At 71.7% G+C, this 23,194-nt stretch carries 22 protein-coding genes and 1 pseudogene; 8 read left to right on the plus strand and 15 right to left on the minus strand.

The features are described 5' to 3' along the window. Nucleotides 1–84 precede the first annotated feature (84 nt). Both OO47_RS33210 and OO47_RS37565 read left to right on the plus strand, forming a co-directional pair. A complete protein-coding gene (locus OO47_RS33210) occupies nucleotides 85–405 on the plus strand; it encodes a calcium-binding protein (protein WP_234323058.1) in 321 nt (106 codons plus the stop codon). Continuing rightward, nucleotides 359–718: a hypothetical protein gene (locus tag OO47_RS37565; RefSeq protein ID WP_234323059.1), complete on the plus strand. Its 360-nt coding sequence runs from the start codon at nucleotides 359–361 to the stop codon at nucleotides 716–718. Before OO47_RS33210 ends, OO47_RS37565 begins: the two co-directional genes overlap by 47 nt. Before the next feature lie 50 nt (nucleotides 719–768). Here OO47_RS37565 and OO47_RS38865 read toward each other — a convergent pair. From OO47_RS38865 to OO47_RS02475, 6 genes and pseudogenes are all read right to left on the minus strand, one after another. Continuing rightward, nucleotides 769–882: pseudogene (locus OO47_RS38865) on the minus strand (LLM class flavin-dependent oxidoreductase); the annotation flags it as partial. 10 nt (nucleotides 883–892) lie between these two features. Continuing rightward, on the minus strand, nucleotides 893–1,765 hold the full coding sequence (locus OO47_RS02455) for a DUF72 domain-containing protein (protein ID WP_030209278.1): 873 nt from the start codon (nucleotides 1,763–1,765) through the stop codon (nucleotides 893–895). Between the two features lie 190 nt (nucleotides 1,766–1,955). Next, complete coding sequence (locus OO47_RS02460; protein ID WP_030209280.1) at nucleotides 1,956–2,498, minus strand: RNA 2'-phosphotransferase; 543 nt, start codon at nucleotides 2,496–2,498, stop codon at nucleotides 1,956–1,958. A gap of 152 nt (nucleotides 2,499–2,650) precedes the next feature. Continuing rightward, nucleotides 2,651–3,607, minus strand: coding sequence for a MerR family transcriptional regulator (locus OO47_RS02465; protein ID WP_030209281.1), 957 nt, complete (start codon nucleotides 3,605–3,607; stop codon nucleotides 2,651–2,653). A gap of 245 nt (nucleotides 3,608–3,852) precedes the next feature. Beyond that, entirely contained in the window at nucleotides 3,853–5,643 is a 1,791-nt protein-coding gene (locus OO47_RS02470; protein ID WP_030209284.1) for an SDR family oxidoreductase, read from the minus strand. Further along, nucleotides 5,643–6,488, minus strand: coding sequence for a M24 family metallopeptidase (locus OO47_RS02475; RefSeq protein WP_030209289.1), 846 nt, complete (start codon nucleotides 6,486–6,488; stop codon nucleotides 5,643–5,645). The genes OO47_RS02470 and OO47_RS02475 overlap by 1 nt, the downstream gene beginning before the upstream one ends. Before the next feature lie 283 nt (nucleotides 6,489–6,771). On the opposite strand from OO47_RS02475, the gene OO47_RS02480 reads away from it, so the two are divergent. The 4 genes from OO47_RS02480 to OO47_RS02495 are packed head-to-tail and all read left to right on the plus strand — an operon-like array spanning nucleotide 6,772 to nucleotide 10,296. Then, nucleotides 6,772–7,746 carry an ABC transporter ATP-binding protein gene (locus OO47_RS02480; RefSeq protein ID WP_030209292.1) on the plus strand — a complete coding sequence of 325 codons (975 nt, stop codon included), beginning with the start codon at nucleotides 6,772–6,774 and terminating at the stop codon, nucleotides 7,744–7,746. Continuing rightward, nucleotides 7,743–8,654, plus strand: coding sequence for an ABC transporter permease (locus OO47_RS02485; RefSeq protein WP_030209295.1), 912 nt, complete (start codon nucleotides 7,743–7,745; stop codon nucleotides 8,652–8,654). Before OO47_RS02480 ends, OO47_RS02485 begins: the two co-directional genes overlap by 4 nt. Then, entirely contained in the window at nucleotides 8,651–9,562 is a 912-nt protein-coding gene (locus tag OO47_RS02490) for an ABC transporter ATP-binding protein (protein ID WP_030209297.1), read from the plus strand. The genes OO47_RS02485 and OO47_RS02490 overlap by 4 nt, the downstream gene beginning before the upstream one ends. Nucleotides 9,563–9,576: 14 nt before the next feature. Then, a complete protein-coding gene (locus OO47_RS02495; RefSeq protein ID WP_030209299.1) occupies nucleotides 9,577–10,296 on the plus strand; it encodes an ABC transporter permease in 720 nt (239 codons plus the stop codon). A 121-nt stretch (nucleotides 10,297–10,417) separates the two neighbouring features. On the opposite strand, the gene OO47_RS02500 is transcribed toward OO47_RS02495, so the two are convergent. Together OO47_RS02500 and OO47_RS02505 are read right to left on the minus strand one after the other, a co-directional pair. Continuing rightward, the gene (locus OO47_RS02500) at nucleotides 10,418–11,689 is read right to left on the minus strand and encodes a CynX/NimT family MFS transporter (protein ID WP_030209305.1); all 1,272 of its coding nucleotides are present in this window, start codon (nucleotides 11,687–11,689) and stop codon (nucleotides 10,418–10,420) included. 182 nt (nucleotides 11,690–11,871) lie between these two features. Continuing rightward, nucleotides 11,872–12,552, minus strand: coding sequence for a FadR/GntR family transcriptional regulator (locus OO47_RS02505; protein WP_030209308.1), 681 nt, complete (start codon nucleotides 12,550–12,552; stop codon nucleotides 11,872–11,874). Nucleotides 12,553–12,673: 121 nt separating this feature from the next. On the opposite strand from OO47_RS02505, the gene lpdA reads away from it, so the two are divergent. Beyond that, nucleotides 12,674–14,077: a dihydrolipoyl dehydrogenase gene (lpdA, locus tag OO47_RS02510; protein WP_030209311.1), complete on the plus strand. Its 1,404-nt coding sequence runs from the start codon at nucleotides 12,674–12,676 to the stop codon at nucleotides 14,075–14,077. A gap of 129 nt (nucleotides 14,078–14,206) precedes the next feature. Further along, nucleotides 14,207–14,812 (plus strand): rhomboid-like protein, encoded by a 606-nt coding sequence (locus OO47_RS02515; RefSeq protein WP_234323060.1) that lies wholly within the window; start codon nucleotides 14,207–14,209, stop codon nucleotides 14,810–14,812. Between the two features lie 192 nt (nucleotides 14,813–15,004). Here OO47_RS02515 and OO47_RS02520 read toward each other — a convergent pair whose 3' ends face one another. The 7 genes from OO47_RS02520 to OO47_RS02550 form a co-directional block, all read right to left on the minus strand. After that, on the minus strand, nucleotides 15,005–15,811 hold the full coding sequence (locus tag OO47_RS02520) for an HAD family hydrolase (RefSeq protein ID WP_030209315.1): 807 nt from the start codon (nucleotides 15,809–15,811) through the stop codon (nucleotides 15,005–15,007). Next, nucleotides 15,808–17,097 carry a serine--tRNA ligase gene (gene serS / locus OO47_RS02525; protein ID WP_030209316.1) on the minus strand — a complete coding sequence of 430 codons (1,290 nt, stop codon included), beginning with the start codon at nucleotides 17,095–17,097 and terminating at the stop codon, nucleotides 15,808–15,810. The genes OO47_RS02520 and serS overlap by 4 nt, the downstream gene beginning before the upstream one ends. A gap of 485 nt (nucleotides 17,098–17,582) precedes the next feature. Then, nucleotides 17,583–18,518, minus strand: coding sequence for a prephenate dehydratase (gene pheA, locus OO47_RS02530; protein ID WP_030209318.1), 936 nt, complete (start codon nucleotides 18,516–18,518; stop codon nucleotides 17,583–17,585). Nucleotides 18,519–18,596: 78 nt separating this feature from the next. Then, nucleotides 18,597–19,868 (minus strand): iron uptake transporter deferrochelatase/peroxidase subunit, encoded by a 1,272-nt coding sequence (gene efeB / locus OO47_RS02535; RefSeq protein WP_030209320.1) that lies wholly within the window; start codon nucleotides 19,866–19,868, stop codon nucleotides 18,597–18,599. A gap of 21 nt (nucleotides 19,869–19,889) precedes the next feature. Beyond that, complete coding sequence (locus OO47_RS02540; protein WP_030209323.1) at nucleotides 19,890–21,926, minus strand: copper resistance CopC/CopD family protein; 2,037 nt, start codon at nucleotides 21,924–21,926, stop codon at nucleotides 19,890–19,892. 24 nt (nucleotides 21,927–21,950) lie between these two features. After that, on the minus strand, nucleotides 21,951–22,421 hold the full coding sequence (locus OO47_RS02545) for a copper chaperone PCu(A)C (RefSeq protein WP_030209325.1): 471 nt from the start codon (nucleotides 22,419–22,421) through the stop codon (nucleotides 21,951–21,953). Continuing rightward, the gene (locus OO47_RS02550) at nucleotides 22,418–23,155 is read right to left on the minus strand and encodes an SCO family protein (RefSeq protein WP_078489446.1); all 738 of its coding nucleotides are present in this window, start codon (nucleotides 23,153–23,155) and stop codon (nucleotides 22,418–22,420) included. Before OO47_RS02550 ends, OO47_RS02545 begins: the two co-directional genes overlap by 4 nt. Nucleotides 23,156–23,194: the final 39 nt, after the last annotated feature.

Consider the following 23,194-nt stretch of genomic DNA (forward strand, 5'->3'; position numbering starts at 1 on the left):
AGTGGCGTCGTTGCCGCCCGGTGTCGCCCTGGGGGCCGCTGGCGTTGCCTCATGGACGGGTGGGACACAGCCGCGCCTGAGGCCATGATCGAAGAGGCCACCGTCGACGCCTACACCGAAGACGAGCAGTCGACCGGTCTGTTCACACTGCTTGAAGAGCACCTGGCCTCGCCCTTCACCACCGCCGTTCTCGGCGTCGAGGTGATCGTGCGCGGCATCGACCTCACGCCAGACGGCAGGATCGTCGCCATGTGCACTGGCGGCCGGGTTCGGCAGTCGATCGGAATCCTGGAGCTGTCTTTGCCCAGCCCGCTCCCGAGGGCGCGGAGTGGACCGAGGCGTACCGTCACTGGGCCGGTTGAGGCCGGACACCTCTCACTCCACACGGAACCGGCTCGTCGGTGAGGAACTGCGCCGCTACGAGGAGGAACACGGCGCGTTCACTGACGAGGAGCTGGCTGCGGCCCAGACCAGGGTCTCGGGCACGGCCGATGAACCGGATCCTTCCCGGGGCAAGGTGGAAGCGGTGACCGAGCAGACGGTCAGAGCCGCCACCGGCCTGCTGGAAGAGGCCGGCCTGCACGGCCACAAGCACGCGATCGATGCCACCGTCGCCGAGCTCGCGCTCCGCCGGCCAGGCCCGGTGGCCGTGCTTACGTCGGACGTCGACGACATGGCCAAGCTGCGCGGTAACCGCGTCCGGCTCATCGCGATCTGATCTGCTCCGGGCGGGACCAAGATGCCCCTGACGCACGACTTCCCGGATCAGACGTGGTCGTAGGGGTGAGCGGTGTGGAAGCCCGGCTCCTTGGCGCGCCGCCACTTCGCGCGGCCTCCCTCGTGCCAGCGGTCGATCGGCAGGAGCACAGTGCTCAGTCGCATGGGGACGACCCTACGAGAGGCCGAGCAGCCGCCGCATCGACTCCGCCGCGCGGACGGCCGCGTCGCCGCAGCAGTTGTTGAAGAGGACGTGGACCTCCCGCGTCCGCTCGGCCGTCTCCCGGACGCGCGGGATCCACTCCGAGAGCTCCTCGGAGGTGTAGTCGTGGCGGAACCTCTCCTCCTTGGTCCCCGTGCCCCAGGCGGTGTTGCGGCCGTGGAAGCGCACCAGGGCGAGGTCCGGGGAGGTGACCCGTACGACCGGCGGCACGGACGTGGGCAGCGTCTGCGTCATGTCCACGGCCACGGCGGCCGCGTCCAGCTCCGTCAGCAGGGCGGTCGTCGCGTCGGCGTTCTCCTCGTGCCACCAGCCCGGGTTCCGGAACTCCACGGCCACCGGCCATCCGGCGGCCCGCTCCCGGCACCGGCGCAGGAACTCCACCGCCGGCGCTCCCGGTACGAGCCGGTGCGGGAACTGGAACAGCAGCGTCCCCAGGCGGTCGGCCTCGCGCAGCGGTTCGAGGGCCGCGCTGTACCGCGTCCACACCTCGTCGAGCAGCCCGGGATCGACGCCCTCCCGCCCCCGCTGCCGCGCGAAGGCCGGGCGGAGGTCGGCGGGCAGCGCCTCCGGTCGGGTCGGATGACCGGTGAGCAGCGAGAACGCCTTCACGTCGAAGCGGAAGTCCTCGGGGGTGCGCTCGGCCCACAGCAGGCTGTTGCGGGTGCTGGGCAGGCCGTAGTACGTGGAGTCGACCTCCACCACCGGGAACCGCGTGGCGTAGTACCGCAGTCTGCCCTCCGCGTCGCGCTGCCCCTTCGGATACCAGCCGCCGGCCACCAGCGCCTTGTCCGTCCACGAGCAGGTTCCGACCCGGATCTCTCCCATCCGCCCAGTGTTCCCCGGGACCGGCGGGGGATGCGTCCGGCACGCGGGCCGCCCGGTCCGCGTGGGGCGCCCGGTCTGCGTGGGGCGCTCGGTCTACGTGGGGCGCTCGGTCCGCGCCGGGGCGTCCGAGGGGGCGTCGGCGGAGACGTCGGCGGGGGTGTCGGCGGGGCCGGGATGGGGAGGGGCGGGTTCAGGACGGGAGGCGGAGGAACTCCGGCGGAACGGTGTCGGTCAGCCAGACCCCGTTGGCGCTGACGTGGAAGACGTGCCCGGCCCGGTGCATGGCGCCGGCGTCGACGCTCAGGACGACCGGTCGGCCCCGGCGGGCGCCGACCCGGGTCGCGGTCTCCCGGTCGGGGGAGAGGTGCACGTGGTGGCGGGCCATGGGCCGCAGCCCCTCCGCCCGGATGGAGGGGAGCCGGCCCGCGACCGTGCCGTGGTAGAGGTACGCGGGCGGTTCGGCGGCCGGCAGGTCCAGGTCCACCTGGACGGTGTGGCCCTGGCTGGCGCGGATGCGGGTGCCCTCGATCGCGAAGCGCTTCTTGTCGTTGGTCGCGACGACGTGGTCGAGTTCCTCGCGGGAGATCGGGAAACCGTGCTCCGCGGCGGCGCGGAGCAGCGCGTCGATCTCGGTCCAGCCCTGCGCGTCGAGGGCCAGCCCGATGCGCTCGGGCTGGTGGCGCAGATGCTTGGAGAGGTACTTGGAGACCTTCACCGTGCGACGTTCGTCCATGGGTGATCGTGAGGTCATCCGGTCAGGATGCCGGAGCCCGCTCCACCCCCGCCAATGCTTTTCGACGATTTCCGGTGGACAGGTTTGATCCACAGTCAAGCCTACTTATCCACAGGGTGATTGGCCTTTCTGTGGACAACAAGGCCTTCAATTCAAGGCAATTGACCCCTTTGATCATCTACGCAACTTTCGTGATGGCGCGAGGAGAGGGCGTCCAACGTCCTCTTGTGGACCTCCCGTTCCGTGGCGGCCGTGACGAAGGCCGCCACTCCTTCCGCCCCGACCAGGCCCTGCACGGCTCGGACCGTCCCGGCGGGCAGCGCCACCGGGCGCGGCTCGTCGTCCTGCGCGGGCGGCGCGTCCGGCGACAGGTGGATCTGGAGGTGCCGGGTGGCGAACAGGCGCATGGCGCGCGCCAGTTCGGCATCCACCGTCTGCTGGGCGAGCGGCCTGAGCCGCCGTACCATCGCCGCCGCCTCGGCCGCGTCCGCGTCCGTCGGCGGGCGGTGCTCCAGATAGCGGGCGAAGACGTACTCGGTCGTGAACTCCAGGAACCGGGAGGCGATGTGCTCCACCTGCCCCCGCAGTTCCTTCAGGTGCCCGGTGATCGCCGTCAGCGGCACCCCGGCCGCGTACAGCTCGGCCGCCACCGCCAGCTCCTGGGGGCTCGGTACGAGGTACTCCTCCGCCTCCCGGTCCGGGATCCGCTCCAGCACGCCCAGCTCCACCGCCTCCCGGATGGCCTCCTCGTCCGGCGTGCCGCCGAAGCGGGCGTCCAGCTCCGCGCGCGATATCCGGGCCGCCTCTTCGTCCGTCCACGGCCCGTGGACCTCCGCGACCAGACCGAGCACGCCACCGAGCCCCCGACCGGTGTCCCACGCCTCCAGGAGCTCCTTGATCGAGGCCAGGGTGTAGCCCCGGTCGAGGAGGTCGGCGATCCGCCGGAGCCGCGCGAGGTGCGCGTCCCCGTAGACGTTCGCCCTGCCCCGCCGTTCCGGACGGGGCAGCAGACCGCGGTCCTGGTAGGCGCGGATCGTCCGGACCGTGGCCCCGCTGAGACGGGCGAGGTCCTCGATCCGGTACTCCGGCTGTGCTGACTGCTCGGTCAAACCCGCTCCCACCGACCGCTTCCACCACCCCGCCGCCGCGGGATCCGTCCTGCGAGGGATCGTACGACCGCCGCTCCCCGACCCGCGCCGCCCCGGCCCTCGCCGACCTCCTACGCCGCCGACCCTCTACGCCGCCGTCTTTCTACGGCACCTTCTCCCTGTCCCTGCGTCGCCGCCCCCTGTCTCTACGTCGCCGTCTCCCTGTGCCTACGTCGCCGTCGCCCTATGCCTACGCCGTCGTCTCCCTATGCCGGCGGCTGCCACCGCGCGAGGGCCCGCAGGGCGCCCGGGCTCAGCCGGGACAGGAGGCGGGCGCCCCGGGCCTCGGGGGTCACCGGCACGACGGCCCGGTCGTGCAGGACGGCCCCCAGGATCGCGTCCGCGACCTTCTCCGGCGGGTAGTTCCGCAGCCCGTACAGCCGGGACGCCTTCTTCTGCCGCCGCTTCTCCTCCGCCGCGTCCGACACCCCGGCGAACCGCGTGGTCGCCGTGATGTTGGTGTTGACGATGCCGGGGCATATCGCGGACACCCCGATGCCCTGCCCGGCCAGTTCGGCGCGCAGGCACTCGCTGAGCATCAGCACCGCCGCCTTCGACGTGCTGTACGCGGGCAGGGCCCGGGAGGGCTGGAACGCCGCCGCGGACGCGGTGTTCACGATGTGGCCCCCCTGGCCCCGTGCGACCATCCGCGCCCCGAAGTGCCGGCACCCGTGGATCACGCCCCACAGGTTGACGTCCAGGACCCGCGCCCACTCCTCGCTCGACGTCTCGAAGAAGGATCCCGCGAGCCCGATGCCCGCGTTGTTGACCAGGACGTCGACGACCCCGTACTCGTCCTCCACCTTGGCGGCCAGCTTCTCCACCGCCTGCTCGTCGGAGACGTCGACGGCTTCGCCCCAGGCCTCCGGAGCACCGATCAGCCGCGCCATCTCCGCCGTACGGACCGCCCCCTCGGCATCCCGGTCCACGGCCACGACCCGGGCGCCGGCCTCCGCGAACGCGAAGGCGGTGGCCCGCCCGATGCCGCTGGCCGCCCCGGTCACCAGGACGAGCTGCCCGCCGAACCGCTCCGCGTACTCCGGCCGCACCCCGCTCTTCACCGACGCCGCGACCTGCTTCGGCGCCCCGGCCACCGGCTCCTCGTGGGCCCGGACGAACTCGGTGATCCAGGAGGACAGCTGGTCCGGCCGGGTGCGGGGCACCCAGTGCTTGGCGGGCAGGGTGCGCCGGGTCAGTCGCGGCACCCAGGCGCCCAGGTCGTCGTAGAGCCGGTCGGAGAGGAAGGCGTCACCGGTCGGCACGATCAGCTGCACGGGCGCGTGCGCGTACGCGTCGGGGCGCGGCCGGGAGAGCCTGGCCCGGACGTTGTCCCGGTAGAGCCAGGCCCCGTGCGCCGCGTCGTCCGGCAGCGAGGACGTCGGGTAGTCGCCGGCCGGGACCTTCTCCACCCGCTCCAGGATCCGCGGCCAGCGCTTGCCGAGCGGCCCGCGCCAGGCCAGCTCCGGCAGCACGGGGGTGTGGAGCATGTACACGTACCAGGACTTGGCGCCCTGGCCGAGGAGCTGGCCGACCCGGCGCGGGGTGGGCCGGTTCATCCGCCGCTTGATCCAGTGCCCGAAGTGGTCGAGGGAGGGCCCGGACATCGAGGTGAAGGAGGCGATCCGGCCCTCGGTGCGCGGCACGGTCGCGAACTCCCAGCCCTGCACCGAGCCCCAGTCGTGGCCGACGAGGTGGACCGGCCGGTCCGGGCTGACGGCGTCGGCGACCGCCAGGAAGTCGTCCGTCAGCTTCTCCAGGGTGAAGCCGCCGCGCAGCGGTACGGGCGCCGTCGACCGGCCGTGGCCCCGGACGTCGTACAGCACCACGTGGAACTCCTCGGCCAGCCGGACCGCGACCTCCGACCACACCTCCTTGGAGTCCGGGTAGCCGTGCACGAGCAGGACGGTCGGCCGGCCCGTCTCGCCGAGCTCGGCGACGCACAGCTCGATCCCGCCCGTACGGACCCGGCGCTCCCGGGCCCCCTTGAGCTCCGTCATCAGACCGCTCCCTCGTTCCAGCGCCGCACGTGCGGCAGATCGTCGTCCAGCCAGAACGCGCTCTGCTCGGGGTCCCGGGAGTCGGTGACGACCAGGATCTCCTCGAACTTCGCGCCCGTACCCCGGAACCCGAGGTGCGGCTCGACCGCCCACAGCCCGGGCGTGGGCGGGTGGTCGGAGAACTTGTACGGCGACCAGAGCGGCGACCAGCCGTCCCGGTGCCCGTGCAGGGCGTCGCTCGCCAGGCCCTTGAGCGCCCGGGTGCCGAAGCCGAAGAGCGTCGGCGACCAGCGGCGCTCCCGCACCCGGTCGATCTTGTGGGCGATGACGCCGAAGGGGTAGGCCCGGTGCCGGTTCGCGTACCCCTGGCGGACCATGAGCCGGTCCACGTCCTCGTATATCTCGCGCAGCGTGCGGCGCTCGCGCACCTCGCGCAGGATCAGCTCGCGGTGGGCCGCGAGGTCGGCGAGCAACCTGTCGTGCAGGGGATCGAGGCCGAGGCAGCCGCTGTAACCGATGTCGGCCGTGTACCCCTTGTACACCGGGGCCATGTCGAGGATGAACGGCATCCCCGCCTCCAGGCGCCGGTCCGTGGGGAAGAACTGGAGCGGGACCCTGAAGTCCACGAAGGCCGTGCGGTCCCCGAACCAGGCGAACGGCCGGTGGAACCAGTCCCGTACTCCCCGTTCGTGCAGCCACTCCCGCTGCATCCGGGCGGCCTCGCGCTCGGTCACGCCCGGCTTCAGCTGCGCCGCGACGGCTTCCGCACACGCGTAGGAGAGCCGCTGCACTTCCCTGAATCCCCGTAGCTCCGAGGAGAGTTCACCTGCCACCGCCGTCGCCATGCCGCCCCCGTCCCCCGTGAGCGCCCGGCTGCGCTCCGCGTTCGTAACTTGACATCGATGAATGTGACAATGCTCGGCGGCTGAGTCAAGGGGGCGGACGGCGGCCTGTGGAAAAGTCCGACGGAAGCCCGCCCGCGGCCACCCGGACGTGCGATGGGCGGTCACGGGGGCGACGACTTTCGTCGTTCCGCCCCTACTGGCTTGTACTCCTGTAGTCGGACAGAGATCGAGCCGTTGGTCTGACGACGCCTGTGGCGCACACCACTACCTTCGGAGCGTGACTGTGATCGCGACCGAAAGCCTCAGCAAGCGGTTCCCCCGGGTGACCGCTCTCGACCGGCTCTCCCTGGACATCGGGCCCGGTGTGACCGGACTGGTGGGTGCCAACGGAGCCGGCAAGTCCACGATGATCAAGATTCTGCTCGGACTCTCCCCCGCCACGGAGGGCCACGCGGAGGTCCTGGGCCTCGACGTCCGCACCTCCGGCCCCCAGATCCGCGAGCGCGTGGGATACATGCCCGAGCACGACTGCCTCCCCCCGGACGTCTCGGCCACCGAGTTCGTCGTCCACATGGCGCGCATGTCCGGGCTGCCCCCGACCGCCGCCCGCGAGCGGACGGCCGACACCCTGCGTCACGTCGGCCTGTACGAGGAGCGCTACCGCCCCATCGGCGGTTACTCGACCGGCATGAAACAGCGGGTGAAGCTCGCTCAGGCACTGGTCCACGACCCGAAGCTGGTCCTCCTCGACGAGCCGACCAACGGCCTCGACCCGGTCGGCCGGGACGAGATGCTCGGACTGATCCGCCGGATCTGGACCGACTTCGGCATCTCCGTCCTCGTCACCTCCCACCTCCTCGGCGAACTGGAACGCACCTGCGACCACGTCGTCGTCATCGACGGCGGGCGCCTCCTGCGCTCCAGCTCCACCAGCGACTTCACCCGGACCACCACGACCCTCGCGGTCGAGGTCACCGACTCCGACGAGCACCCCGACGGCACGGCGGCCCTCCGCACGGCCCTCACCGCCGCCGGCGTCACCCTCCACCCGGGCGTGGAGGAGGGCCTGCCCGGCGCCGGCCACATCCTGCTCCTGGAGGCGGAGGGCGAGGAGACGTACGACCTCGTGCGCGACACCGTCGCCGGGCTCGGCCTCGGGCTCGTCCGCATGGAGCAGCGCCGCCACCACATCGCCGAGGTCTTCCGTCCGGAGGCCGCCGAGGCGTCCACGCCGCACGAGGAGGTGCCGGCCCGATGAGCACCCAGATCCCCCAGCCCTCCCAGGCCGCTCCCGACACGACCCGGATCCACAACATCGGCTACCGGTCCTACGACGGCCCGCGCCTCGGCCGGGCGTACGCGCGCCGGTCGCTCTTCTCGCAGTCCCTGCGCGGCGCGTACGGACTGGGCCGCAGCGCCAAGTCCAAGGTGCTGCCGATGCTGCTCGCCGGCGTGATGTGCGCCCCCGCGCTGATCATCGTCGCCGTCGCGGTCGCCACCCAGCAGACCAAGCTCTCGATCGAGTACACGCAGTACGCGATCTACCTCCAGGTCGTCATCGGCATCTTCCTGGCCTCCCAGGCTCCCCAGTCCGTCTCCCGCGACCTCCGGTTCAGGACCGTGCCCCTGTACTTCTCCCGCCCGATCGAGCGCGCGGACTACGTCCTCGCCAAGTACGGGGCGATGGCGTCGGCACTCTTCATCCTCACGGCCGTCCCGCTGCTGATCATGTGGATCGGCTCGATGCTCGCCAAGATGGACTTCGCCGAGCAGACCAAGATGTTCGGCCAGGGGCTCGTCTCCGTGGCGCTGCTCTCGCTGCTCTTCGGCGGCATCGGCCTCGTCATGGCGGCCCTCACCCCGCGCCGGGGCTTCGGCGTCGCCGCCGTCATCGGCGTGCTGACCATCTCGTACGGCGCGGTCTCGACGCTCATGGGCATCGCCTACGTCACGGAGAACGCGGGCGCCATCAAGTGGCTCGGCCTGTTCTCCCCGATCACCCTCATCGACGGCGTGCAGAACGCCTTCCTGGGCGCACCGTCCATGTTCCCCGAGCTCGGGGGCCCGGGCGCCGGGTTCGGCGTGGTCTACCTGCTGGTCGTCCTCGCGCTGATCGCCGGCTCGTACGGCATCCTGATGCGCCGCTACCGAAAGGTCGGACTGTGACCACGCTCCACATCGACCACGTCTCCCGCTGGTTCGGAAACGTCGTGGCCGTGAACGACGTCTCGATGACGGTGGGCCCGGGCGTCACCGGCCTCCTCGGGCCCAACGGCGCCGGGAAGTCCACCCTGATCAACATGATGGGCGGCTTCCTCGACCCCTCCACCGGCGCCGTCACCCTCGACGGGCGGACGATCTGGAGGAACGAGTCGGTCTACCGCGACATCGGCGTCGTGCCCGAGCGGGAGGCGATGTACGACTTCCTCACCGGCCGCGAGTTCGTCGTGGCCAACGCCGAACTCCAGGGCCTCGGTGCCAAGGAGGCCCAGAGGGCCCTGGCCACGGTCGAGATGGAGTACGCGCAGGACCGCAAGGTCTCCACCTACAGCAAGGGCATGCGGCAGCGCGTGAAGATGGCCTCGGCCCTCGTCCACGACCCGTCGGTGCTGCTGCTCGACGAGCCGTTCAACGGCATGGACCCGCGCCAGCGCATGCAGCTGATGGACCTGCTGCGGCGGATGGGCGCGGACGGCCGCACGGTCCTCTTCTCCTCGCACATCCTGGAGGAGGTCGAGCAGCTCGCCTCCCACATCGAGGTGATCGTGGCCGGACGGCACGCGGCCTCCGGCGACTTCCGCAAGATCCGCCGCCTGATGACGGACCGGCCGCACCGCTACCTGGTCCGCTCCAGCGACGACCGGGCCCTCGCGGCCGCGCTGATCGCCGACCCGTCCACGGCCGGCATCGAGGTCGACCACGCGGACGGCGGACTGCGCATCCAGGCGGTCGACTTCGGGCGGTTCACGGAACTGCTGCCGAAGGTCGCTCGCGAGCGGGGGATCCGCCTCCTGACGGTCTCGCCCTCGGACGAGTCCCTCGAATCGGTCTTCTCGTACCTCGTAGCGGCCTGAAAGGAGCCCGACCGATGTACAACCCCACAGTCGCCCGACTCACCTACCGGGCCCTCCTCGGCCGCCGCAGGGCCCTGATCCTCTTCCTGCTGCCCGCCATGCTGCTGGTCATCTCGGCCGCGATCCGCGTGCTCAACGGCGCGGACGACCAGGCCGCGTCCGACGTCCTCGGCGGCTTCGCCCTGGCCACGATGGTGCCGCTGATCGGCGTGATCGCCGGCACGGGCGCGATCGGCCCGGAGATCGACGACGGCTCGATCGTCTACCTGCTGTCCAAGCCCGTGAAGCGGCCCACGATCATCTTCACGAAACTGATCGTGGCGATCGCGGTGACGATGGCCTTCTCGGCGGTTCCCACGCTGATCGCCGGGTTCATCCTCAACGGCAACGGCCAGCAGGTGGCCGTTGCCTACACGGTGGCGGCGCTCGTGGCCTCCATCACGTACAGCGCCCTGTTCCTGCTGCTCGGCACGGTCAGCCGGCACGCCGTGGTGATCGGCCTGGTCTACGCCCTGGTGTGGGAGACCCTCTTCGGCTCCCTGATCGCGGGTGCCCGCACCCTGAGCGTCCAGCAGTGGGCGCTCGCCCTCGCGGAGAAGGTCACCGGCGACGGCCTGGTCACCTCCGACGTCGGCCTCACCACGGCGGTGGTCCTCCTGGTGGCGGTCACGGTCACGGCCACCTGGTTCGCCGGCCAGAAGCTCCGCCGCCTGACCCTGGCGGGCGAGGAGTAGGCCCCGGGACCGGACACGGAAGCGGTACGGCTCCGAGGGTCGTCGCCCCCGGAGCCGGGAGGCCCTTCCGGAGCCGCCCCGCCACCCCGGTCGGTTCCCCGGCCGCCCCGGCCCGTTGTGCTCAGACCGTGCGGTCCCGGGCGGCGAGGAGGCCCACGGCCAGGGCCGCCGCGCAGACGCCGAGGACCACGCAGATCGGTGCAGTCCAGGAGCCGGTGGCCTGGTGGAGGGCGCCGGCTGCCAGCGGGCCCGCGGCGGCGAGCAGATAGCCGACCGTCTGAGCCATCCCCGAGAGCCCGGCCGCGGTCACCGCGTCCCCGGAACGCAGCACGACCAGGGTCAGGGCGAGCCCGACCGCGCCGCCCTGGCCGATGCCGAGGAGCGCCGACCAGAGCCAGGCGCCCTCCACGGGCGCCACCATCAGACCGGCGTAACCGGCGGCGACCAGCGTGGTGACGAGCACGACCAGCGGCCGCTGACTCCGCATCCGGCCGGCGAGCAGCGGCACCACGAAGGCGCCCGCCACCTGCACCAGGTTGTTGAAGGCGAAGACCATGCCCGCGGTGGAGCGGTCCATCCCGTGGTCGACGAAGATCGTCGGCATCCAGGCGATCAGCACATACGTCCAGAGCGACTGCAGCCCCATGAAGAGGGTGACCTGCCAGGCGAGCGCCGAGCGCCGGACGCTCACCGGGCGGGCGCCGCCGGCCGGGACGGCCCGTACCGCGTGACCCGTACGGCCGCGGGCGATCAGGACCTGGGGCAGCCAGGCGAGCGCCGCCACCGCGGCGAGCAGCGACCAGGAGCCGAGGGAGGCCTGCCAGCCGCCGCCCAGGGCCTTCTCCAGGGGGACGGCCGCCGCCGCGGCCACCGTGGCGCCCGCGATCATCGCGCCCGTGTAGACCGAGGTCATCGACGCGGCCCGGTCCGGGAAGTCACGCTTGATCAGGCCCGGCATGAGCACGTTGAGCAGGGCGATCGCCGTCCCGACGAGGACCCCGCCGCCGTACAGCGCGTACACGGAGGGCAGGACGCGCGCGAGGATGCCGGCGGCGAGCAGGAGGAGCGCCGCGAACAGCACGCGCTCGGCGCCGAACCGGCGGCCCAGCCACGGCGCGACCGCCGCGCCCGCGCCCAGGAAGAGCACCGGCACCGAGGTGACGAGCGAACTCGCCGCCGCGGAGAGCCCGAAGGCGGCGGATATCTCGCCGGCCAGGGGCGCCACGCTCGCCAGGGCGGCCCGCATGTTGAGCGAGGCCAGCACGATCCCGACGAGGAGCAGGGCCGGATGCGCGAGCAGGGCGCGCCGGGCCGCCGCCCCGGCCGCCGAGGGCCGAGCCCCGGCCTCGGCGTCGACGAGCACGGGCGCGGGGCCCGGCGCGGAGCCGGACACGGGCGGGGAGCCAGGGGCGAGCGCGGCGTCGGGCGCGGAACCAGGGTTCAGCGTGGTGTTGGGCGCGGTCACGGGCGCCGACGCGTCCGCCCCCCTACCTGACGCACGCGCCTCCGCACCTGACGTACACGCCCCCGTACCCGACATCCGCGCCCCCGTACCTGACATACGCGCTCCGGCGCTCATCGGGTCCGCTCCGTCAGCGCCGCGACCGTCTCCATCGGCTCCCGCAGCAGCTCGCGGGCCTGCCGCTCCGCCGCCTCCGGGTCGCCCGCCTCGATCGCGGCCACCAGGGCCTCGTGGGCGTCGATGTCGACCGGCGGCATCTCCCGGTCGCCGAGCGCCTCCACCAGGACCTCGTGGACCTGGGCGGAGAAGAAGCGGTACACCTCCACGAAGGCCGCGTTGCGGGTCGCGCCGACGACCGCCAGGTGGAAGGCGAGGTCCGCGTCGGCGTCCCGGTCGCCCTCCTCCCGCAGGGTGGTCAGGGCGGCCCGCAGCCGCAGCAGGTCGTGGGTGTCGCGCCGGGTCGCGGCGAGCCGGGCCGCCTCGGCCTCCAGGGCGACCCGGAGTTCGAGCACGTCGGCCGCGCCCGCGTGCCGGACCCCGTGCAGGACGGCCGCCGGGTCGGCGGTGGACCTGACGAAGGTGCCGTTGCCCTGCCGGGACTCCAGGAGCCCGGCGTGGACGAGGACCCGGACGGCCTCGCGGACGGTGTTGCGGCCCACTCCGAGCTGCTGCGCCAGCTCGTGCTCGGTGGGGATGCGGTCGCCGACCGCCCACTCCCCGCCCGCGAGCTGACCGCGGAGCTGTTCCACCGCGGAGTCCACCAGCGAGGTCCGCCCCGCCGCCCTGAGCGCCATGCCGTCCGCCCTCTCATTTGCCCGGTTGCCCAGTCATCCTACAACTCACGGCCTCCGGGACACCGGACTACTGTGGGGCCGTACGCGGACCGCACACCCTCATCACCCTCGGGAGTCAGTCATGTCAGACCGCTTCGACGTCGTCGTACTCGGAGCAGGCCCCGGCGGTTACGTGGCCGCCATCCGCGCCGCCCAGCTGGGCAAGCGGGTCGCGGTCGTCGAGGAGAAGTACTGGGGCGGCGTCTGTCTGAACGTCGGCTGCATCCCGACCAAGGCGCTGCTGCGCAACGCGGAACTGGCCCACATCTTCAACCACGAGGCCAAGACCTTCGGCATCAAGGTCGACGGCACCGTCTCCTTCGACTACACGGAGGCGTTCCGCCGCAGCCGCACGGTCGCGGACGGCCGCGTCAAGGGCGTCCACTACCTGATGAAGAAGAACGGGATCACCGAGTTCGACGGCCGGGGCACCTTCCTCGACGCGAACACCCTCCAGGTGGCCAAGTCCGACGGCACCTCGGAGACGATCGCCTTCGACAACTGCATCATCGCCACCGGCGCCACCCCGCGCCTGCTGCCGGGCACCTCCCGCACCGACCGCGTGGTGACGTACGAGGAGCAGATCCTCGCCGAGGACGCCCCGAAGTCGATCGTCATCGCCGGCGCCGGCGCGATCGGCATCGAGTTCGCGTACGTCCTGAACAACTACGGCACCAAGGTCACGATCGTCGAGTTCCTCGACCGGATCGCCCCGCTGGAGGACGAGGACGTCTCCAAGGAGCTGGCGAAGCAGTACCGCAAGCTCGGCATCGACGTCCTGACCTCGACCCGCGTCGAGTCCATCGACGAGTCCGGCCCGCAGGTCCGCGTCACCGTCACCGGCAAGGACGGTGCCCAGAAGGTCCTGGAGGCCGACAAGGTCCTCCAGGCGATCGGCTTCGCCCCGAACGTCACGGGCTACGGCCTGGAGAACACCGGCGTCGCCCTGACCGAGCGCGGCGCGATCGACGTCGACGGCCGCTGCCGCACCTCCGTGCCGCACATCTACGCCATCGGCGACGTCACCGCGAAGCTGATGCTCGCGCACACCGCCGAGGCCATGGGCGTCATCGCCTCCGAGACCATCGCGGACGCCGAGACGATGGAGCTCGACTACCCGATGATCCCGCGCGCCACCTACTGCCAGCCGCAGATCGCCAGCTTCGGCTGGACCGAGAAGCAGGCGCGCGAGAAGGGCTTCGACGTCAAGGTCGCGAAGTTCCCCTTCACCGCGAACGGCAAGGCGCACGGCCTCGGCGACGCCACCGGCTTCGTCAAGATCGTCGCGGACGCCAAGTACGGCGAGATCATCGGTGCCCACCTGATCGGCCCCGACGTCACCGAGCTGCTGCCCGAGCTGACCCTGGCCCAGCAGTGGGACCTCACGGTCCACGAGGTCGCCCGGAACGTCCACGCGCACCCGACCCTGGGCGAGGCCGTGAAGGAGGCGATCCACGGGATCGCCGGACACATGATCAATTTCTGAGGCCGCTACCAGGGCCCGGCGGGTCCGGGTGATAGGCACTGAAGGGTGCCGAGCAGCAGGGTGCCGAACGAGAAGGCGCCGAGCAGTACCCCTCCGGGTGGCGAACCGTCCCGGCCGATCAGGTCGTGGGTGCGTTCGTCACCCGGTACGCAGGTGTGGCTGGCGGTCGTCGCGCTCACCAGCCTCGTCCTCGCGCTCGTTCCCACCGGCGTGGAGGAGTACTTCCTCCACCGCAACAGCAGCAACCTGCACCAGCTCGCCCACCACCCGGTGCGGGCCCTGCTCGGCAGCGCGTTCTGGATCGAGGACCCGGCCGACATCGTGCTGTACGCGGTGCTCTTCGAGCTCCTGCACGCGCCCGTGGAGCGCTGGCTCGGCACCGCGAAGTGGCTCTTCACCGTCGCCGCCGCGCACATCACGGCGACGCTCGTCAGCCAGCAGGCGGTCCTGGCGGCCATCCGCCTCCACGACGTGCCGCGCGGCATGGCGCACGTCGTGGACATCGGGGTCAGCTACGGACTCGCCGCCTCGGCGGGCATCCTCGCGTACCGGCTCGCCCGGCCCTGGCGCCGGTTCCACCTCGTGGGCGTGATCGCGCTCTTCGCCGTCCCGCTCGTCACCGACCGCACGTACACCGATCTGGGTCACGCGATCGCCCTGGCCGTCGGCCTCGCCTGCTACCCGCTGACGCGCGGAAAACCGGTCGCACACGAACAGCGACCCGGCGCACACTAGACGTACGGGGGACACGGGGGATCTCCCGGAGGAGAGGGGCGGCCGCTTCGAGCGCGCGGACTCGGTCCACGCGGGCCGCCCCCTCCTTTCAGGTCCTGGTTCAGGTCCCGGGCCCTTTTGTCTCCCGGTTCAGGTCTCGGGTCCTTTTGAGTACCGGGTCAGGTTCCGGGTCCTTTTGGGTACCGGACCGGCTCAGCCGGTCAGCAGGCGCTCCAGGACGACCGCGATGCCGTCCTCCTCGTTCGAGGCGGTCACCTCGTCGGCCACCGCCCTCAGCTCCGCGTGCGCGTTGCCCATGGCCACGCCGCGGGCCGCCCAGCCGAACATCGGGATGTCGTTGGGCATGTCGCCGAAGGCGATCGTCTCCACCGCCTTCACGCCCAGCCGGCGCGCGGCGAGCGAGAGGCCCGTCGCCTTGCTGAGGCCGAGCGGGAGGATCTCCACGATGCCGGGGCCCGCCATGACGATGTCCACGAGCCCGCCGACCGTGGCGCGGGCGGCCCGGGTCAGCTCGTCGTCGGTCAGCGTCGGGTGCTGGATGTAGAGCTTGGTCAGCGGCGCCGACCACAGCTCCGACGGGTCCTCGTACGGCACGTACGGCAGCGGACCCTCGTGGGCCCGGTAGCCGGGGCCCATCAGGACCTCGCCCTCCAGACCGTCGCGGCTCGCGGCGAGGGCCAGCGGCCCCACCTCGGCCTCGATCTTGGACAGGGCGAGCCCGGCGAGCTGCCGGTCCAGGGTCAGCGAGGTCAGCAGCCGGTGCTCACCGGCGTGGTAGACCTGCGCGCCCTGCCCGCACACCGCGATCCCCTCGTAGCCGAGGTCGTCGAGGATGTGCCGGGTCCAGGGCACCGCCCGGCCGGTGACCACGATGTGGGCGGCGCCCGCCGCCGTCGCGGCGGCGAGCGCGTCCCGCGTACGGTCCGACACGGACTCGTCGGAGCGCAGCAGCGTCCCGTCGAGGTCCGTGGCGACCAGGCGGTAGGGGAAGGGGCTCACTTGGCGATCGGCTCCAGGACCTCACGGCCGCCGAGGTAGGGACGGAGCACCTCGGGCACCCGCACCGAACCGTCGGCCAGCTGGTGGTTCTCCAGGATCGCCACGATCGTGCGCGGTACGGCGCACAGCGTGCCGTTCAGGGTGGCCAGCGGCTGCACCGTCTTCTTGCCGCCCTGCTCGTCGCGCATGCGGACGGAGAGGCGGCGGGCCTGGAAGCTGTCGCAGTTCGACGCCGAGGTCAGCTCGCGGTACTTGCCCTGCGTCGGGATCCACGCCTCGCAGTCGAACTTGCGGGAGGCGGAGGCGCCGAGGTCACCGGTGGCGACGTCGATGACCTGGAACGGCAGCTCCAGGCCGGTCAGCCACTGCTTCTCCCACTCCAGGAGGCGCTTGTGCTCGTTCTCCGCGTCCTCGGGCGCGACGTACGAGAACATCTCGACCTTGTCGAACTGGTGGACGCGGAAGATGCCGCGGGTGTCCTTGCCGTACGTGCCGGCCTCGCGGCGGAAGCAGGGCGAGAAGCCCGCGTACCGCAGCGGCAGCTTGTCGGCGTCGATGATCTCGTCCATGTGGTACGCGGCGAGGGGGACCTCGGAGGTGCCGACGAGGTAGTAGTCGTCCTTCTCCAGGTGGTACACGTTCTCCGCGGCCTGGCCGAGGAATCCGGTGCCCTCCATGGCGCGCGGGCGGACGAGCGCGGGGGTCAGCATGGGGATGAAGCCGGCCTCGGTGGCCTGGGCGATCGCCGCGTTGACCAGGGCCAGTTCCAGGAGGGCGCCGACGCCGGTCAGGTAGTAGAAGCGCGAGCCGGAGACCTTGGCGCCCCGCTCCACGTCGATGGCGCCGAGGGCCTCGCCCAGCTCCAGGTGGTCCTTGGGCTCGAAGCCCTCGGCCGCGAAGTCGCGGATGGTGCCGTGCGTCTCCAGGACGACGAAGTCCTCCTCGCCGCCGACGGGGACGTCCGTGTGGACGATGTTCCCGAGCTGGAGCAGCAGGCGCTTGGCCGTCTCGTCGGCCTCGTTCTGCTCGGCCTCGGCGGCCTTGACGTCGGTCTTGAGCTGCTCGGCCTTCTGCAGGAGCTCGGCGCGCTCCTCCGGGGTGGCCCTGGGGATCAGCTTGCCGAGCGCCTTCTGCTCGGATCGGAGCTCGTCGAAGCGGACGCCGGACGACCTGCGCCGCTCATCGGCGGAGAGCAGGGCGTCGACGAGGGAGACGTCCTCTCCACGGGCGCGCTGGGAGGCGCGAACACGGTCGGGGTCCTCACGGAGCAGGCGAAGGTCAATCACCCCACCAGGCTACCGGTGTGTGTCGGCGCGACCCCACCGGATAAGAGGGCGTGTGGAGTTTCGCCCGAATTGCCGCTCTTGGGAATGTCGGGCGGGGTGAGTCCATTCGGTTATCCACAGGCTGTGTGAAAAACCTGTGGACCATGGAAAGAGTCGCAGGTCTTTTCCTCTCCGCGCCTGGGAAATCCGTGATCAAACACCATCGAGACACTCATTCGGGTGGGAAGTGCTCACTCCGAAGAGTGGGTCTGGTGGGGGATGCTGACGAAGGCGCGGGTGAAGCGCTGTGGATGACACCCCCGGTGAAGAGGAGTGGCTAGGGCGATTTGTCGACCTTGCCGGAGTGTGGTGTCGACTTGTCCCCAGGTCGAGTGGAATGCCTGTGGATAACCTCTGTGGGTAACTGAAAAGTATGCAGGTAGGACTACTGGTTCGTACCTGTGGACGACCGTGCACCCTCCGGCGCGCGATCCGCCATTCTCGGATCAGGCCCGACCGTCCTGGGCCCTCGCCAGCCAGTCGGAGGCCGCCATGAACTCCCCGTCCGAAGTGCCGCGCCGCAGCACCCGCACGTCCTCGACCGCGACGCCCGCCCTCGGATACGAGCCGAGGAACCGCACCTTGGGGCAGATCCGCTTGAGCCCCATCAGCGCCTCGCCCACCCGCCGGTCCGCGATATGGCCCTCGGCGTCCACGGCGAAGCAGTAGTTCCCGATCCCCGCCCCCGTGGGACGGGACTGAATCAGCATCAGGTTCACCCCGCGCACCGCGAATTCCTGGAGCAGTTCGAGGAGGGCACCCGGATGATCGTCACCCAGCCACAGCACCACCGAGGTCTTGTCCGCACCCGTCGGGGCCGCGGGCCGGGCCGGCCGGCCCACGAGCACGAACCGCGTCTCGGCGTTCTCCGCGTCGTGGATCTCGGTCACAAGGGCTTCGAGCCCGTACGTCGCCGCCGCGAACTCCCCCGCGAAGGCGGCGTCGAAGCGGCCCTCCCGCACCAGCCGGGCCCCGTCCGCGTTGGACGCGGCCGACTCCCACACCGCGTCGGGCAGGTGCTTCCGCAGCCAGTTGCGGACCTGCGGCTGGGCCACCGGGTGGCCCGTGACCGTCTTGATCTCCGAGAGCTCGGTCCCGGGCCGGACGAGGAGCGCGAAGGCGATCGGCAGCAGCACCTCGCGGTAGATCATCAGCGGTTCGCCGGAGGCCAGTTCGTCCAGGGTCGCGGTCACCCCGCCCTCGACCGAGTTCTCGATCGGGACGAGCGCGGCGGCGGCCTCCCCGTTCCGTACGGCGTCGAGGGCGGCGGGGACCGAGACCATGGGGACGAGTTCCCGCGTCGCGGCCTCGGGCAGCGTGCGCAGCGCCGCTTCGGTGAAGGTGCCTTCGGGACCGAGATAGGTGTATCGGGTGGCGGACATGCCGTCACCCTAATGGTCCCGGGGAACCGCCGTCCGCCGTCCGCCGGACGTCTCGCGTCGCTCGCCGTCCGGGTGGCCTCACGCCTCCAGGAGGCGCTGGCCCACGTACTCGCCCTCGGCGGGGCCGCCCGGCACCGCGAAGAGGCCACTGGCCTCGTGGCGGATGAACGGGGACAGCGCGTCGCCCCGGTCGAGCTTGCGCTGCACCGGGACGAAGCCCCGGAGCGGATCGGCCTGCCAGCAGATGAAGAGGAGACCGGCGTCCGGCGTCCCGTCCGGACCGATGCCGTCGTGGAAGGAGAACGGCCTGCGCAGCATCGCCGCCCCGCCGTTCTGTTCGGGGGCGGAGATCCGGGCGTGGGCGTTGTCCGGGATGACCGTCCCGCCGTCGGGGCCGCGCTTGTCCAGGTCGAGCTCGGTGGTCTCGGTGCCGCCGGTGAGCGGGGCCCCGTCGGACTTCCGGCGCCCGATCACCTTCTCCTGCGCGCCCAGGGGCAGCTTCTCCCAGTCGTCCAGGAGCATCCGGATCCGGCGCACCACCGCGTACGAACCGCCGGCCATCCACTCCTCGGCGCCGGTGGCCCCGGCCGGGACGAAGATCCGCCGGTCGAAGTCGGGTTCGGCGGGCTTCGGGTTGCGGGTGCCGTCGACCTGGCCCATGAGGTTGCGGGCGGTCATCGGCCGCGCGGTGGCGCCGGCCGAGCGATTGAAACCGTTCATCTGCCAGCGCACCCGGGCCGCGTCCCCCGCGTCCTTCTGCACGGCCCGCAGCGCGTGGAAGGCGACGAGGGCGTCGTCGGCACCGATCTGCACCCACAGATCGCCCCCCGAGCGCCGGGGGTCCAGGGCGTCCGAGGAGAAGGCCGGCAGCGGGTCCAGCCCGGCGGGGCGCCGGGCGGCGAGGCCGGTGCGGTCGAAGAAGGTGCGGCCGAAGCCGAAGGTGACCGTGAGGGAGGAGGGACCCGCGTCGAGCGCGACCCCGGTGTCCTGCGCCGGGGCCTTGCCTGCCATCAGCGTCTTCGCCGTGGCCGACCAGCGGCGCATCAGGGCGACGGCCTCCTTGCGCCCGGCTCCGGGGGCGAGGTCGAAGGCGACCAGATGGCCGCGGGACTGGAGGGGAGTGGTGATGCCCGCCTGATGTTTCCCGTGAAACATCACCTCGGTCGAGCCGACGGTGGTCAGGGCCGCCGGGCCTCCGGCTCCGTTCGCGGAGGCGGTGCCGTCGCCGGAGAAGGCCGCCGAGATCCCGGCGCCGCCGGCCGCGCCGACGACCAGACCGGCCGCGCCCACCGCGCCGACGGTGCCGAGCAGCCGTCGCCGGGAGATCTCAAGGTTGTCGCGCTCGCTGATGTCGCTCTCGCTCACGGGGGGTCAGCCGATCTTCACGTTCTTGTCGATGGTGGTCTGGTCGATGTCGGAGGTGCGGACGGTCACCTGGATCCGCCACTCGCCGGGCATCGGGATCTGCACGCCGCTCGCGCTCCAGTGTCCGGCCTGAATGCGGTCGGGGGCGACGGGCAGCGGGCCCACGTCCTTCGCCTCCAGGGTGAGGGCGACCTTGACCTCGGGGATGTCCAGCGGCTTGCCGTCGGGGCGCTCGACATAGATGTGGAGCCCGTTGGCGCCGGTGCGGCCGGGGTCGAGGCTGAGCCGGACGACGCCCTTGCCGTCGACGCCACCGGTGTCGAAGGGCAGCTGGACGTCGACGGGCCGGTCGGGCACGGCGGCGGGGCCGGAGGCGGAGGTGGACCGTCCGGCCTCCTCCTCGGTGCGGCCGGGTTCGGTCGCGGTGAGGACGGTGGTCACGACGAGGAGGACGACGGCGACGGCGGCCTCGGTCAGCACCGAGCGGCGCAGTCCGGACCGTTCGGGGTCGGCGTCCCGCTCCCGCTTGCGCCGGGCGGTGGCGACGGCGGCCCGCTGCCGGGCGAGCTGGGCGGCCCGCTCGGGGTCGACGGCGGGGGCCGCTCCGGACCCCTCTTCGGCCCCGGAGCCTTCGCCGTCCTCACCGTCCTCGCCATTCTCGGGGCCTTCGCTGTCCTCGGGGTCTTCCGCTTCTCGGGCGCCCTTCGCCTCCTCGGCGCCCTCCGTCGCCTTCGTCGCCGCGTTCTCCGCGTCCTCTGCGTTCTCTGCGTTCTCTGCGTTCTCCGCCTTCTCCGCCGAAGGGAGGTCCGCCAGTCGCTGGGTCCAGCGGCGGGAGATCCAGGCGATCCCGACGAGGACGCCCATCAGGCCGATCTTGACGAGGAGGAGCTGCCCGTAACGGGTGCCGGTCAGGGCGGACCAGGAGCCGACCTGCCGCCAGGACTGGTAGAGCCCGGTGGCCGCGAGGACGGCCACGGAGGTGAAGGCGACCTTGGAGAAGCGCTCGACCGCGGCGCGTTCGACGGAGGGCGCCCGGTGGAGGGCGACGAGCAGCACGGTGAGGCCGCCGAGCCAGGCGGCCACGGCGAGGAGGTGCAGGATGTCCACGGGCATGGCGACGCCCGGCTGGATTCCGGTCGAGGCGTGCTCGGCCAGGGCCCAGGTGCCGGCGATCCCGGTGGCCACCACGGTGCCGCCGATGCCGAGGCCGAAGACGAGGTCCTTCTTCTCCTTCGGGTCGGTGCGCCGGGTGTAGGAGCCGAAGAGGACGGCCACGAAGAGCGCGGCCGCGCCGAGGAGCAGCAGCCGGGAGGTGAGCGCGGCCCCGGTCTTCGTCTCCAGGACGCTCTTCAGGCCCGCCAGGTCGAAGGCGTCGGAGAGTTCGCCGGAGCCGGTGTACGGGTTGCGCAGGAGCAGCATCGCCAGCGTGGCGCCGGTGAGGACGAGCCAGGCCCGCACCACCGTCTGCTGCACCGGGCGGACGCCCGCGCCGCGCGGCCAGCAGACCAGGACGAAGGCGCCGCCGCCGACGAGGACGGCGAAACCGGCGTACGAGAGGTAGCGCGCGATCCCGTAGAGGGCGCCGACGAGTCCGCCGCCGGGCTCCCGGTCGGGCAGCGCGACGGAGGTGGCGGAGGGGGCCCCGATGGAGAAGGTGAAGGCGCCGGCGATGGGGTGGCTGTCGGCCGAGACGGTCTGCCAGGCCACGGTGTACGTGCCGTCGGGCAGACCGGCGCGGAGCTCCACCCCGTACCGGACGACGGAGCCGCTGCACAGGTCGCGTATCTCGCCGGTGTCGGCCCGCCGCCCCGCCGGGTCGAGGACCCGGATGGAGTCGGCGCTCATGGCGACCTGCTCGGAGAAGGTCAGGTTGACCTCCTTGGGCGCGGTGGCGACCACCGACCCGTCCTTCGGGTCGCTGCCGGTGAGCGCCGCGTGCGCGGAGGCGGGCGCGGCGCCGGCGAGCAGCGTGCCGAGGAGCGCGGCCGCGAGGATCAGCAGCCGTGCCAGGGCGGTACCGAGGCGCGGGGCGGTGGTCGTCATCTCTGGGTCACTCCGTCAACGCGTTCAGTGCTGCTGCGGGTTGTGGTTGGCGGCCTCGACGGGGAGGTCGACCTTGATCGGGTCGGACTTCTCGAAGTGGAGCTCGACGCTGACCTTGTCGCCCTGCTCGGGCTTCTCCTTCAGCGACATGAACATGATGTGGTTGCCCCCGCGTGCCAGGGAGAGCTTCCCGTTCGCGGGGATGTCGAAGAACTTCACCTCCTGCATCTTCTGGTTCTTCGTCTCGTGGATCGTCACGTCGTCCGAGATCGGGCTGGTGACGGAGGTCAGCCGGTCCGCCGTGTCGCCGTCGTTGGTGATGGTGAGGAAGCCGCCGGCCATGTCCGTCACCGGCTTGGGCATGAACGCGCCGCTGACCTTCAGTTCGGGCTTTCCGGACCCGGACGGGGAACCGTCCGATGACGAGCACCCGGTCAGCGCGAGCGAGGCGGCGAGCGCCACGGCGGCGGACAGGGCGGTGGTGCGGCGGTTCACGGGTTCTCCCCCTTGACGAGCTTCGGCAGGTCCTCGGCGTACTGCTCGGCGGTCGTGTCCTCGCCGTACAGGACGTAGCCCTGGTCGGTCGTGGGCGAGAAGGCGATCACCTGGGCCCCGTGCATGGAGACGACCTTGCCGTCCTTCTCCTTCTTCGGCGGGTCGATCCCGATGCCGATCTGGCGGGCCCCCGCCTGGATGGCGGAGAACTCGCCGGTGAGACCGGTGAAGGAGGGGTCGCCTGCGGCGGGCAGCCACTTGGCGAGCTCGGCGGAGGTGTCCCGCTCGGGGTCGGTGGTGACGAAGACGACCTGGAGTTTGTCCTGGTCGGCCTTGGGGAGCTGCTTCCTGGCGATGGCGATGTTGCTCATCGTCATGGGGCAGACGTCGGGACAGTGCGTGTAGCCGAAGTAGATCAGGGTCGGCTTGCCCTTGGTGCGCTCGCGCAGGTCGTACTTCTCGCCCTTGGTGTCGGTGAGGACGAGCGCGGGCTTGTCGTACGGCCGGTCCAGGACGGTCGCGGCCTTGGTGGAGTCGGTGCCGCCGGAGACCTCGGCGACGGAACCGTTGCCCGTGCCGGAGGTCTTGCCGTCGCCGAGGCCGACGGCCGCGGTGACGCCGATCGCCGCGACGATCGCGGCCGTGGCGATGAGCAGCGGGGTGCGTCGGCCCGGGCGGCCCGGGCGAGCCGGACCGCCCTCGGACCCGGGGGTGTTCGTCTTCTGTGCGGACATGCTGTTTCTTTCCGTGTCCTTCGGGAGGGAGTACGGCCG

Source organism: Streptomyces bikiniensis (assembly GCF_000716625.1).
GTDB lineage: Bacteria > Actinomycetota > Actinomycetes > Streptomycetales > Streptomycetaceae > Streptomyces > Streptomyces bikiniensis.